Raw genomic sequence first — 12,731 nt, 5'->3', positions numbered from 1 at the left:
AAAATAAATATAAATAATTAATTAATTAATTCGATTATACCAATAATTCTAGAAAGTTTTAATTAACATTAAAAGAAATAGAAGGAATTTGAAACTTAAAATTACTAGAAGAATTTAAGCTATTTATTAAACTATCTAAACAAATTCTAAAACAAAACTAAATTATTATAAGATTAGGAAAGTACCATCGAAAATCAAAATAGATTATAAACAATAAACCTTAAAAAAAAACTAATCAGTAAAAAAAGACATAACTAAAGAATAAATATAAAAAAAGAGAACGGATTTTATAAAACATTAAAATAATACTAAAAACTAAATAAATTTAAAATAAAACTAAAAAAGAAGTTAAAAGGCATTAAACAATAAAACTCTAAAAGTAAATAAAATAGAAAAAAGGTTAAGTAAAATACTTAATCTTTGTTTTTCATTTCAGTATATCCGCATTTACCACATGCGTATCTGTCACCGTGGTCAGCCATAAAGACTCCTCCACCACAACGAGGACATACTGGATTTTTTCTTTCTAATTTATCATCTTTTACTTCATATAAACTAGATACTTTCATCAAAAAGCCTCCACTTATTCTTCTTCCTCTTCTTCAGGTTCTTCAGCAGGTTCAGTATTTTTAAGTAAAACACTTTCGGTTTCAATATAGTCTACATCTTCTTTTGTAGCATATACTTTTGCATAACCTAAAGCTCTAGGTTCACCATAATATGGATCAATAGTGTCTACAACAACTAAATCTTTTTGTGAATCAAGTTGAGCAACTAATCTATTTTTAACATCAATTATTTTAGGAGTAGGTTCTCCCTCATAATTAATATAAAATTTAATTTCTTTTCTGTTAAAAATTTTATTTTCTTTTTCTTCAATAATTTCTATTTCCATAGTTAACCCTCACAGTTAATTTTAAGGTTAGCTAATTTATCATTAGAGCAAATGGATTTAAGAGATTATATCTCATTAAAATCACTGATAAATTTCTCACCTTTCTCTTTTAAATCACCAGCATTTAATAAAACTAAACCTTCATTAGGCTGTCCATATAATACAGTAGTATATTCTGGAGCTAATGCAATTATAGGAAGAACTGCAAGATCTTCTTCCCCATCAACATCAATAATATATCTGGTATTATTTTCAATTGATTGTTTTATAGCAAACTCTATGGTTTCCCATAGATCATCGGTTATAGTTCCAGCAGGATTTACTGCTGTTAAAATATTATCAGTATAATTTATTATAGAATCGTGATCCTTTCTTTGAATACGATTATCAATTATCCCTACATCGGGATAAATATTATGAGAAATAAGGTTATTTAAAGTACAATCTCCAGCAGAAATTAAGAATTTAGAAGCTTTGATATCCTCCAATGCATCCTCAAAATTAGGATATAATTCCCCTAAAGGATCTTTTAATTCCTGAATTAATTTAGTAGTAATTTGTAACAATTTAACCCTTACCTAATAAATATTATTTATAAATTATTTATATTTTAAATTTTATATGAGTAATTTCTTAATCATAAAGTTAGTTTTAGAATAATAAAAAAACAAAAAATAAATTTTAAAGTCTATTTAACCCTTAATGCATACTCGCCAGGTAATGTAATATTTAATTCTTCAGCAACTTTAGAATTATCTGGATTAAGAACTATTAAAAGACCACTCCAATTGTCTGAAGTAGCTACCTTACCGGGACATACCGGACAAATATCATTATGAGTTATCCTTTTACATTTTGGACATGCTTTTTCAGTCATTTTTTATTCTTCCTTTTATCCTCTTCTATCCATTCTAATTTACCTAAACCGGGTTGTCTCATTGTAAGACCAATTCTATTATCCCTTGCAGATTTAGACTTGAGACTTAAAGCAACAATTCTAGCCCTAACTAAATCATCCTCTCCAAGGACTTTACTGGATTCGCTTGCAACAAGTGCAACATTCTTAGGATCATAGTTAATATAATCATCGGTTACTTGTGAAACATGGACTAAACCATCCATAGGTCCAATCCTAACAAATGCTCCAAATTCAGCTATTTCTATAACTTGACCAAGTACAATTTCCTGTTGTTCAGGTTTATAAAATATAGCGGAGAATGTCACATGATGATAAGTAGCTCCGTCACCTATAACTAATTGACCTTCACTAATTTCATCAATTTCATAAACACATACAAGTAAACCTAATTTTTTATCAAGTTGACCAATATAAGCTTCATTAAGAGTATCAATTGCTACATCTTTTAAAGGATATTTAAATTTATAAGGAGCTATCCTTACTGTATCCTCAATTTTAGTCGTATAATACAAAATAATCCCTCATATTTTTATCAAAAATTAAATAATTTATAAGTTAATAAAAAATTCTAATAAAATATATAATTTAATATCATATTTATTTTTAACGATATTTAAAATATTAAGAATTCAATTTATTAATTTTAGAAACAATTAATAATATAAATTTAATTGAATTTATTAAAAATACTTATTAAAACAATTAATAGTCACCTATTCCACTTGAATATATCTCTTTTGACGGATATATGCAACCTTAATAGATCTATCTTTTGCACGATTCTTCAATTCAACATCATTTGTTGCAAGAATTCTGGAATCAGAGATTCTAAGAAGTGCATCATCAACTGTTTCTCCTTTTTTTGTTGAAACATCCATTATTTCAACATCATCAGATTGAGCTATTTTTAAAGCTAAAGACGCTTCGGTTCTAATAGTTTTATTTTTATTGTTCTTCAATCCTTCCAACTCACTTACTACAAATTTAGGAGTGGTTAATGTATAAGACGGTAAAACTTTTTTAAGCTCTTCAATTACATCAATATTAAATTGAAATGGAGCCATGAAAAAATTTGTATCAATTACAACCTCATTTACCATTTAATGCCTTCTAGAAAATCTATTAAAAGAAAAAATTACTTATTAAACCGATTAGTTCTTAATAAATATTGTTAAAAAATTTAATAAAATAATCTATTTTATAATACCAAAACCTATTAATCTCCAACGAGCACCGACTCTACGGCTTAAAGCTACTCTTGTATCTTTATCAGCACAAATAGGTAATTTCAATTTAACACCAACTAATCCGCCTTTAAGTGAAGTTACTACACCAATGGTAGTAGTTGTACCACAGTTAATCATTAAAAGTTCTTTAAGTTTAATTGGTGAAACTTCTCTCTCTTCTTTAGTACCAACAACACGTTCTAAAAGGTTTACATCCATTTCAAAATTGAATAAAACTGGAGGCAATTTATCTTCTTTACCTGCAACAGAACCACTTAAAGAATCGGCTTTAGTAAGAGATGGATCAAGTTTAGTAGCGACACCTACTAATCCACCAGGGGTAACTTTTTCAACTTGTTGACCTCCTGCCTCTAAACCAATAATCTCTGATTTAAGTGGAATCCAATTTGAATTTTTATCTTTATCAGAACTAGCGTCAACACCAGGTCTTACCTCAATTGTATCTCCCAAATGGAGAGTTCCTTGTACTAATGTACCACCAATAACTCCACCTTTAATTTTATCAGGTGAAGAACCAGGTTTATTAATATCAAATGAACGAGCTACATACATTAATGGAGATTTTCTAACACTTCTTCTAGGTGTTTTAATATTTTTATCAATAGCTTCAATTAAAATATCAATATTTGCACCTTGTTGAGCAGATACAGGTATTATAGGGGCATCTTCGGCACAGGTACCTTTTACAAACTCCTTAATTTCCTTATAACTTTCAATAGCTCTTTCTTTAGAAACAATATCTATTTTGTTTTGAACTACAATAACATCCTTTACACCAATTACATCAAGAGCCATTAAATGCTCTTTAGTTTGTGGCTGTGGACAATGTTCATTTGCAGCAATTACTAAAACTGCACCATCCATTATTGCAGCACCAGATAACATTGTAGCCATTAAAGTCTCGTGTCCCGGAGCATCTACAAATGAAATCTTCTTAATTACATCAGTTTTATTACCACAATGTTCACATACTTCTTTTGTAGTATAACACTGAGGTTCATCACAAACAGGACATTTTCTAAATTCAATATCTGCATAACCTAAACGGATAGAGATACCTCTTTTAGTTTCTTCACTGTGTGTATCAGTCCATACTCCAGATAAAGCTTTTGTGAGTGTAGTTTTACCATGATCTACATGTCCAACTAAACCTATATTTACATCAGCCTGTACTTTCACAGATTACACCTTACTTAAAAATTATAAAATTCATAAAAAATTTAAATTAAGAATAGTATAACTATTCTTCATCTTCTTCATCAGATCCTAAGATATCACTTAAAGATTTTGAACCACGACTTAAAACAATGGTGTTGATTTGAACAATATCATCAGATATAGTGTTTCCTCTCATTGTTTTTCTTCTTTTTTCTCCAGCTCTTTCAGGTTTGTAACCTACTCCACCAGATACTAAAGTTTTGATTCTTCTAGGTCCTGAAATATCTTTTCTCATAGCAAATCCGTTCTTATCAGATCCACCAGTGATTTTTAAATTATAACCATCTAAACCAATAGCACTACCGTCAACATCGTCACCGATTTTTTTACCATTGAAAATAGTTTCTTCAGTTTCAATTTGGTAAGTTTGATCTTTATCAGAAACAACTACTTTAAATACCACAGCTATTCCTCCTTTTAGTTTTTTTATAAAATTCCTATATAATACGATTATTAGTTATGTTTTAATCAAATCTAAAATCAATTAAATAATAAGGATTATTCAAACAAACCTAATTTACCCCAATCAGGGTCATTACGCCTTTTGATTTCTACAAACTCATCCAAAGTTTGCAATTCATCCTCTGACAATTTATCTTTAAATTCACGGTTTAAGACTTTATAATGATTTTCAGGAATATCAATATACAGTTCATCTCCTTCCTCAAAATCCTTACCTGCAATTGCATTGTCTATTGCCATTGCAACCTTTTGGCCACGTGAAATAAATTGTAAAGATTCACCATTATCTTCCATACTTGCAATTTTACCTACAGGATGTCCATTAGCATTAATCAATGGATAACCTGGTTTTATTGTACCACTTAAAACCTCAATACCGCAAATTGCAGGTTTACTTTGTCTAAAAATCAATTTAGGTATTGAGAATATTTTACCTGGTTTAATAATAGCATCAAGATAAGCCTTACGTTCAGCCTCTTTTTTCTCTTTAATCCAAATACTATAATCCTCAGTTAATTGATAGATTACTTCACCTTCAAATAACTTAACATCAGATTCTTCCAGATCTTCACGGACTTGAGGATGTACACTTACATTGAATGCAAAAATAACTCCATCCTCGTCATTTTCTTCAGATGCTATTTGACCATTTATTACATCTCTTTTAGATACATCTCCAATATCAGCTGATCTGATTGGAACTTTTAAATCAGTCAAAAGACTTACAATAGCTTCAAGAGAACCTAAAGTATCTGCTTTAACTAATACTCCACGGTCTTCAGTATCTATTGTAACATCATCAATTTCTTTAAGGATTTGCTCCTTAACATCTTCTTTATCGTTTAATACTTGAAGAGGTGAACCAGAAATAACATTATCCAAATGAGGAGCAGCAATCTTAACACCTGCTGCTGCAGTTACTTGATCAATTTTTTCGAATTTATTCTTTGAATCCCTTATTTCATTTAAAGGACGTGGTTTTAAAATTGACCTGATCTTTGTTGTTATTACATCACCTGGAACCATTAATGCTATTTCGTCATTTGTTTTCAAAACACCATCATAAATAATAGCATCAATAGTTGTACCTAGACCAACTTCCTCCTTAACTTCAAGAACAGTACCCTTTGCAGGAGCGTCTTTATGGATAGCAAGTTGAGATGTTAAATATTTTTGTGCAAGACCAAGTAACATTGTAATTAATTCAATTACTCCTTCACCAGTTTTTGCACTAATCGGTACAATTGCAATTTGAGATGCAAAATCACTTACACGATCAAACCTTTCTGATTGAAATCCAGCTTCATGTAATCTACCAACAACTTCATAAACTTTCATTTCAAGGTCTTGTTGAACACTAGGAGCTTGACTTTTAAAACTCTCAGTAAATGAAGCATTTTCAATTGAGTCCCAGCCAAATAATTTATCGACTTTATTTGCAGCAACTATAAATGGAGTTTTATACATTTTTAAAATATTTAAAGCCTCTAATGTTTGAGGTTTAAAACCCTCATTTATATCAACAATTAAAATAGCTAAATCTGCTAAAGCTCCACCTCTTTTTCTTAAAGATGTGAAAGCTGCATGTCCAGGAGTATCAATAAAGAAAAGTCCAGGAATAGTATCTGCTATAGATAATTTATCAATAAGTGGACCACAAATATCTGAAATAGTTTCAATAGGTATTTCAGTAGCTCCTATATGTTGAGTAATACCACCGGCTTCTCTACTAGCTATAGTACTACCTCTAATATAATCAAGTAATGTTGTTTTACCATGATCTACATGACCTAATACAGAAACAATAGGTGATCGTATATTCATATTATCTCCACATATTTAATTTTTAAATATTTAAAAAAATTTAATTTTAAATTTCTTTTAGATTTGCTTATAAATTCTTTAATTAAAAAGAATTGAAAATTTATTCATAAATCCAACTGTTGTCAGACATTGAATAATCAATAATTTCATCTTCATTGAAGAAAAGGTTAATTTCTCTTTCAGCGGATTCAGGTGCATCAGATGCATGGATTATGTTTCTTCCAGTATCCATACCAAAATCTCCTCTAATAGTTCCTACATCAGCTTCTTGAGGATTGGTTGCTCCAACCATTTTTCTGATTACACTAATAGCTTCATCTCCTTCAATAACCATAGTAAGTACAGGTCCTGAAGTGATATATTCAATTAATCCTTCAAAGAAAGGTTTATCCTTGTGTTCACCATAATGTTCTTTTGCTAAATCTTCGGAAATCATTCTTAATTTTAAAGCAACGATTTTTAAACCTTTTTCTTCAAAACGAGATAAAATTTTACCCATTAAACGACGGCCAACTGCGTCAGGTTTTAACATAACATAAGTTTTTTGAATCATTGTTTAACCCATTTAACTTTTCTTGGTACTCTACCAAGTTTAATCATATTTTTTTCACATTTACTACTACAAAAGAAATAGACAGATCCATCTTTTTTAACATACATTTTTCCTGTACCATCTACTATTTCTTTACCACAGAATGAACAAGTTCTCATGTAAACACCTTCTTATAATACTATGGAGTTCTAATTTCTTTAGCTTCTCTAATAGTATCTAGTAACATTAAAACATCACCTTCTCTTACAGGGCCCATGATGTTTCTTGTTAAAATTCTTCCTTTATCCCTACCATCGAGGATTCTGCATTTTACTTGCATTACTTCTCCAGTCATACCAGTTCTTTTAAGAACTTCTATAACTTCAGCAGGAGTTCCTTCTTCCATATAATCACCGTCAACTAAGATGAAAGACTATGCTTTCTACAGAGCTTACAATTAGTTTTTAAGTTCTGCTACTTTTTCAACAACTTCTTTTACTAATTCTTCAGCTTCTCCAGCTTCTACAATACAAGCTGAAGCAGTACCGACAGATAAACCTGCAGCTCCACCGACTTTATCTTTAGTTGCTAAGTAAACATAAGGAATTTCTTTTTCTTCTGCAAGAACAGGAATATGTGCTACAATTTCAGCAGGATCTACATCTTCTGCAATAACGACTAATTCTGCGTTACCTCTTTCAATAAATTTAGTTACTTCATTAGTTCCTTTTGCTACTTTTCCAGTATTTTTTGCGGTTTCTAAAGCTTCTTCAGCTTTATCAGCTATTTCTTCAGGTGTATCAAATTTTACATAAATTGGTTTTGCCATATTATTTACCTCCTATTTCATCTGGCTTTCGCCATCGATCAGCAAATATTATAAACAGAATCTGAATATAATGACTTGCATTATCCCAAATCTTTTATAAAGATTACAGGATTTAATTAAAGTCTATAATTATTCTAAATATATCATATATCACTAAATAAAATCCCTTTTAAAATAAAAAAACAGTGGGATTATATTTTCAATACTTATATTATTATATAAATGTATAGTCATTTGCACTATTATTATAAAATTTAGTAATTAATGAAATTCTAGAAAACTAGACATTATAAAATATGTTATACTAACATATAAATGTTTGGTATTTTCTATTAAAAAAAGTAAAAATCAATTGGTGTTTATAAAACTATAATAAAAATTATTATAAAACCGAATACATTCAAAATTATTATAATAAATCAATTCTGGAAAATAGGATAAATTAACTTAAAAAATAGTTTTGAAAAAATAATATATAATTAAAAAAGAATATTAAGTAAAGGTACTCTTTACTTAATTCATCTAAGAGAATCTAGAAAGATTTTACAGCTAATCTGACATCTTCAACTTTAACAGTTTTTCTACCAGCATGTTTAGCTAATTGAACTGCTTTTGCTGCGATTTCATTACCGTAATCTTCAATAGCTTCAGCTAAAGCGATTTTAGCATCATCACTGACTCTGTCAGCACCAGCATTTTTTAAGATTCTTCCAATAGGAGCGATTGGTAATTCCATATTTTCACCTCAATTTTTGTTAATACATAGTTTATTCTTTTTAATATATAAATATATTGGTAATTATTATCTTAAAATTTAATAGATATCATTAAAATTTATTATTCTTAATTAAAATAATATAGGGGTTATGAATTAGAAAATGGTTTACAATACCAAGATAATTTTAAAAATTCAGTGCAATAATAAATTTATAAAAAATTAAATTCCTAATATTCTTTTATATTTTTCAATAAAAGTTCAATTAATTTTATTTAAATCAAAATACTGAATAAATAATTCTTATTTTTAAATATTACATATAATTCTATTTAATTAAATATAAATACCTAACTAAAATTATTTTAAGAAAAATAGAGATAAATAGAAAATATTAGACATATACCAAATTTATACAACTTTTATATGGAAAACAAGAACATAAATTTTAAATTAAAAATTTTAAAACTTAAATAAATATACAGTAAAAAGATATAGAAAAATAATTCTCTAAAAACTGTTTTAAGAAGAATAAAAAAAAACAGTTAATAAACTCTAATAGAAACTATTTAAAAATTCTTTAAAAAAATATAAGAAAAATAAAAAAATATCTAAAAATTATCTTCTAAACGAAAAATAAAAAAAACAGTTAATAAACTCTAATAGAAACTATTTAAAAATTCTTTAAAAAATATAAGAAAAATAAAAAGAATAGGGAAGCTATTCTTTCTTACCATTTACAATAATATCCCTTAACTTATCAACATCTGCATCAATCTGAGTAGGTTCTACACATGCTTTAATAGCAGTATCCGGATCTTTTAATACATGACCAGTTACAACACATACAACACGTTCACCTTTATCTACAACACCATTATCTACTAATTTTCTTAAACCAGCAATAGATGCAGCAGATGCAGGTTCTACTCCAATACCCTCAGTTCTTGCTAGGTATTTTTGAGCATCCAATATCTCATCATCAGATACGGTTTCACAGTAACCGTCGGAATCATAAATAGCATGTAACGCTTTCTGTGAAGATACGGGATTTCCTATACGAATAGCTGTTGCAACAGTTTCAGGATTTTCAACAGGTTTTAAATCCATAGTATGTTTTCTAAATGAGTTTGCAACAGGAGCTGCACCTTCCGCTTGGATACCAGTCATCATTGGTAAATCATCAATAAACCCTGCATTATGGAATTCATTTACACCTTTCCAAATAGCGGAAATGTTTCCAGCATTACCTACAGGTAAAATTATTCTATCTGGAGATTGCCAACCTAAATCATGTACAATTTCATATCCAATTGTTTTTTGACCTTCCAATCTGAAAGGATTAATTGAATTTAATAAGTATAAGTGTTTCTCAAGAGCAAGTTCTGTCATAGCCTCAAGAGCTTGATCGAAATTACCATTAATAGAAAATACTTCAGCACCATGGAACATTGCCTGTGCAAGTTTACCTAAAGCTACTTTACCTGACGGTAAGAATACAACACATCTAAGTCCTCCACGTGCGGCATAAGCGGCAAGTGAAGCGGAAGTGTTTCCAGTTGAAGCGCATCCTACGGTGTGAACACCAAGTTCCATAGCCTTAGTCATACCTACTGTCATACCCCTATCTTTAAAACTACCGGTAGGATTTGAGCCCTCCACTTTAACGTATAGATCTACGCCAAGCTCATCTCCAATTTTGTCGCAGTGTACAAATGGAGTTCCACCTTCATCTAAAGATACAATTTTAGTCTCATCAACAGGTATACATTCTTTATATTTCCATACATTTTGACGACGACCATCAAATATACTTTTATCTACATCAAAATCAGGAACTGCTTCCAAAATAGATCCACATTTAGGACAAGTATATATGATTTCATTATCATCAAATTCTTCACCACAAGATATACATCGAATCATAATATCACTTAAGAATAAATAGTTAAATAAGATTTATAATTTTAATCTTCATTTTTCATTACATAATAACAATTAAGATACTAATTTAATTATTGAAAAAATGTTTATAAATTTTTTAAAATAAATTTGATAAAGAATTTATATCTAAAATAAATCTTAAAAAAATAATACAAATATATTTTAAGTTTTATAATATAAAACTTTTTTTCTAATATAAAAGTTAATATAAGAAAATAATATTTAAAGTTCAAATGGTTAATAATTGCAATAATACAAGGACAGGATTTATTTAATATGGTAAGTCTGTATTAAATAATTTGCAAGATCCTTTGTAATATACACTTCTATATATGCTGCAATCATAAGTAAAATAACACCTATTAAAAATATAACAAATGATTGTATTAGGATATCATTGTTCTTATCAAAGGATATGATAAATCTATTAGTTAAAGAAATATCCTGACCTTTGCTGAATTCTAAACCATTTTTATCTTTATGGGTGGTTTTATTTAAAATAAAATCCCAATCTGGTTTCCAAATGTCTTTAATAAGATAATAAATAAACTTAAATAAGGTAAATCCTGCAGCGCCACCAAATATTAATCCCGGAATCTCAAATATTCCATGGGGGAGAATGAACAACAATATTTGCATGAAAGATCCCCGTGTCAAGAAGTAACCTATAATCAATCCGTTAAAAACCATCAATATTGCAGGAAGTATACCGGCTACAATTCCACCCCAATACATCCTAAATAATACATGGAAATTATTTGAGAATATTGACAGATAGGTTAATGTAATTTGACCAGAGGTAATTTGTTTTCTCATTGTGCTTATTACAGGTTCCACTGAAGATTTAAAGAAAGGGGCCATAAAATATGCCATAACTGTTGGTATGACAAACAATAAAATAGCAATATAAAACATCTTCCTATTTACAGTAATTGACATTTTAATGTATGTAAACAATCCTTTAATATTATCTTTAATAGAATTCATATTACCACAGATAAAAGTTTTAAAGAAAACTTAATCAAATAACGTTTGGGCAATCTCATTTGCCTCTTCTTGTTTAATGTGTAAATCGTCCATAAACTCGGAAAGTAATTGGCAGGTTCTGTTTTTACAATCACCACAGAGAAGTGTACCATTTAAACATTCCTCTTTAACCTTTTCAAGTTCTTTATCATCATCCATTAGATGATATAACAATACTTCAAAAATAACACATTGATCAGGTTGTCCACCTTTCTCTTTTTGTTCCTGAAGGGATTCCCTACCACCGGTTTTTGCAGATTTTAATTTTTTAACCGCATCTTTAGTCTCATCATTTAAAAATATTGCAGTTTTAGGTTTACTTGAAGACATCTTAGCACCTGTCAATCCTGTTAAGAATCTGTGATAGGTACTTGAAGGTACTAAAAATCCTAACTCGTCATGAAGTTTATTTGCAATATCCCTTGTAAGCCTTAAATGAGGATCCTGATCTATACCAACAGGTACAACAGTATTGATAGGGCCTCCATTCTCTTCTACCTGAGGAATCAAGATATCTGCAACCTGCATAAGAGGTGAATTTACATGGGCGAGATTAGTTGAATTAGTAAATCCATAGATAGCTTTCATTTCACTGAAATTAGTTTTAAGAGATGCTCTAAAAGATAAATCCTTTAATACCTGATTTTGAGATTGAAGATAAACATCAACATCGTCTTTAGTTAAATCCAGACCAAGTGCTATATAATTTGTAAGATACTCATTAACAGCCAATTCTTTACCCTTCTCAAAACTAATTCCCCTTGCAGCATAAGCTTCCATATCTGCAATAGGCAAGGATAATTTTGCTCCATGATCCTGATACCATTTAAGTTGATCTACAACCATTTTATGACCTATATGCATTTGTCCAGATGGCATCATACCACTTACAACAGCAAATGGTTTATTTGAGTTAATGAGATTTGTAATTTTATCAAAATCCCTTTGACCGAATATAACTTTCCTTCTCATTAATCTATGAGGATTGTCAATTTTATTAAGTTCGTCTTCAAAATCTTTAATACCAAATTGTTTTACTAGTTTATCATAATCAAATGCATCTGCAGTCCATGGGTCGAGCATTCTATCACCTAAAATCTTTAAAAAAAAGTTAAATAAA

Annotated in this window: 17 protein-coding genes; all 17 read right to left on the bottom strand. The window is 29.2% G+C overall.

The window, feature by feature from the left end; genetic code table 11:
• Positions 1-413: 413 nt before the first annotated feature.
• On the bottom strand, positions 414-569 hold the full coding sequence (locus tag ABM4_RS03595) for a 30S ribosomal protein S27ae (RefSeq protein ID WP_016358317.1): 156 nt from the start codon (positions 567-569) through the stop codon (positions 414-416).
• A 14-nt stretch (positions 570-583) separates the two neighbouring features.
• A complete protein-coding gene (locus tag ABM4_RS03590) occupies positions 584-895 on the bottom strand; it encodes a 30S ribosomal protein S24e (protein ID WP_016358316.1) in 312 nt (103 codons plus the stop codon).
• Between the two features lie 65 nt (positions 896-960).
• A complete protein-coding gene (locus tag ABM4_RS03585; RefSeq protein WP_016358315.1) occupies positions 961-1,461 on the bottom strand; it encodes a GTP-dependent dephospho-CoA kinase family protein in 501 nt (166 codons plus the stop codon).
• A gap of 122 nt (positions 1,462-1,583) precedes the next feature.
• Complete coding sequence (gene spt4, locus ABM4_RS03580; protein ID WP_016358314.1) at positions 1,584-1,772, bottom strand: transcription elongation factor subunit Spt4; 189 nt, start codon at positions 1,770-1,772, stop codon at positions 1,584-1,586.
• A complete protein-coding gene (locus ABM4_RS03575; RefSeq protein WP_016358313.1) occupies positions 1,769-2,326 on the bottom strand; it encodes a DNA-directed RNA polymerase in 558 nt (185 codons plus the stop codon). Before ABM4_RS03575 ends, spt4 begins: the two co-directional genes overlap by 4 nt.
• Before the next feature lie 201 nt (positions 2,327-2,527).
• Entirely contained in the window at positions 2,528-2,914 is a 387-nt protein-coding gene (locus ABM4_RS03570; protein WP_016358312.1) for a PIN domain-containing protein, read from the bottom strand.
• Positions 2,915-3,007: 93 nt separating this feature from the next.
• On the bottom strand, positions 3,008-4,240 hold the full coding sequence (locus ABM4_RS03565) for a translation initiation factor IF-2 subunit gamma (RefSeq protein WP_016358311.1): 1,233 nt from the start codon (positions 4,238-4,240) through the stop codon (positions 3,008-3,010).
• Positions 4,241-4,301: 61 nt separating this feature from the next.
• The gene (locus ABM4_RS03560) at positions 4,302-4,682 is read right to left on the bottom strand and encodes a 30S ribosomal protein S6e (protein ID WP_016358310.1); all 381 of its coding nucleotides are present in this window, start codon (positions 4,680-4,682) and stop codon (positions 4,302-4,304) included.
• A gap of 95 nt (positions 4,683-4,777) precedes the next feature.
• Entirely contained in the window at positions 4,778-6,565 is a 1,788-nt protein-coding gene (gene infB, locus ABM4_RS03555) for a translation initiation factor IF-2 (protein WP_016358309.1), read from the bottom strand.
• A gap of 100 nt (positions 6,566-6,665) precedes the next feature.
• Positions 6,666-7,118, bottom strand: coding sequence for a nucleoside-diphosphate kinase (ndk, locus tag ABM4_RS03550; RefSeq protein WP_016358308.1), 453 nt, complete (start codon positions 7,116-7,118; stop codon positions 6,666-6,668).
• A complete protein-coding gene (locus ABM4_RS03545; protein ID WP_016358307.1) occupies positions 7,115-7,276 on the bottom strand; it encodes a 50S ribosomal protein L24e in 162 nt (53 codons plus the stop codon). The genes ndk and ABM4_RS03545 overlap by 4 nt, the downstream gene beginning before the upstream one ends.
• 20 nt (positions 7,277-7,296) lie before the next feature.
• Positions 7,297-7,503: a 30S ribosomal protein S28e gene (locus ABM4_RS03540; RefSeq protein ID WP_016358306.1), complete on the bottom strand. Its 207-nt coding sequence runs from the start codon at positions 7,501-7,503 to the stop codon at positions 7,297-7,299.
• Positions 7,504-7,554: 51 nt separating this feature from the next.
• Positions 7,555-7,926, bottom strand: coding sequence for a 50S ribosomal protein L7Ae (rpl7ae, locus tag ABM4_RS03535; RefSeq protein WP_016358305.1), 372 nt, complete (start codon positions 7,924-7,926; stop codon positions 7,555-7,557).
• A gap of 532 nt (positions 7,927-8,458) precedes the next feature.
• Positions 8,459-8,662 carry a histone family protein gene (locus tag ABM4_RS03530; protein ID WP_016358304.1) on the bottom strand — a complete coding sequence of 68 codons (204 nt, stop codon included), beginning with the start codon at positions 8,660-8,662 and terminating at the stop codon, positions 8,459-8,461.
• 699 nt (positions 8,663-9,361) lie between these two features.
• Positions 9,362-10,567, bottom strand: a complete 1,206-nt coding sequence (gene thrC, locus ABM4_RS03525) for a threonine synthase (RefSeq protein WP_016358303.1) — start codon at positions 10,565-10,567, stop codon at positions 9,362-9,364.
• Between the two features lie 285 nt (positions 10,568-10,852).
• A complete protein-coding gene (locus tag ABM4_RS03520; RefSeq protein ID WP_016358302.1) occupies positions 10,853-11,572 on the bottom strand; it encodes a stage II sporulation protein M in 720 nt (239 codons plus the stop codon).
• Positions 11,573-11,602: 30 nt separating this feature from the next.
• The gene (locus tag ABM4_RS03515; RefSeq protein ID WP_016358301.1) at positions 11,603-12,694 is read right to left on the bottom strand and encodes a tryptophan--tRNA ligase; all 1,092 of its coding nucleotides are present in this window, start codon (positions 12,692-12,694) and stop codon (positions 11,603-11,605) included.
• Positions 12,695-12,731 lie beyond the last annotated feature (37 nt).

The organism is Methanobrevibacter sp. AbM4 (assembly GCF_000404165.1).
Lineage (GTDB): Archaea > Methanobacteriota > Methanobacteria > Methanobacteriales > Methanobacteriaceae > Methanarmilla > Methanarmilla boviskoreani.
This window is presented reverse-complemented; position numbering and strand designations above follow the sequence as displayed.

What these genes read in the sequence shown, in the direction of transcription:
- ABM4_RS03595 (WP_016358317.1), bottom strand. Translation starts at nt 569, where the DNA reads ATGAAAGTATCTAGTTTATATGAAGTAAAAGATGATAAATTAGAAAGA.
- ABM4_RS03590 (WP_016358316.1), bottom strand. Translation starts at nt 895, where the DNA reads ATGGAAATAGAAATTATTGAAGAAAAAGAAAATAAAATTTTTAACAGA.
- spt4 (WP_016358314.1), bottom strand. Translation starts at nt 1,772, where the DNA reads ATGACTGAAAAAGCATGTCCAAAATGTAAAAGGATAACTCATAATGAT.
- ABM4_RS03570 (WP_016358312.1), bottom strand. Translation starts at nt 2,914, where the DNA reads ATGGTAAATGAGGTTGTAATTGATACAAATTTTTTCATGGCTCCATTT.
- infB (WP_016358309.1), bottom strand. Translation starts at nt 6,565, where the DNA reads ATGAATATACGATCACCTATTGTTTCTGTATTAGGTCATGTAGATCAT.
- ndk (WP_016358308.1), bottom strand. Translation starts at nt 7,118, where the DNA reads ATGATTCAAAAAACTTATGTTATGTTAAAACCTGACGCAGTTGGCCGT.
- ABM4_RS03545 (WP_016358307.1), bottom strand. Translation starts at nt 7,276, where the DNA reads ATGAGAACTTGTTCATTCTGTGGTAAAGAAATAGTAGATGGTACAGGA.
- ABM4_RS03540 (WP_016358306.1), bottom strand. Translation starts at nt 7,503, where the DNA reads ATGGAAGAAGGAACTCCTGCTGAAGTTATAGAAGTTCTTAAAAGAACT.
- rpl7ae (WP_016358305.1), bottom strand. Translation starts at nt 7,926, where the DNA reads ATGGCAAAACCAATTTATGTAAAATTTGATACACCTGAAGAAATAGCT.
- ABM4_RS03530 (WP_016358304.1), bottom strand. Translation starts at nt 8,662, where the DNA reads ATGGAATTACCAATCGCTCCTATTGGAAGAATCTTAAAAAATGCTGGT.
- thrC (WP_016358303.1), bottom strand. Translation starts at nt 10,567, where the DNA reads ATGATTCGATGTATATCTTGTGGTGAAGAATTTGATGATAATGAAATC.
- ABM4_RS03520 (WP_016358302.1), bottom strand. Translation starts at nt 11,572, where the DNA reads ATGAATTCTATTAAAGATAATATTAAAGGATTGTTTACATACATTAAA.
- ABM4_RS03515 (WP_016358301.1), bottom strand. Translation starts at nt 12,694, where the DNA reads ATGCTCGACCCATGGACTGCAGATGCATTTGATTATGATAAACTAGTA.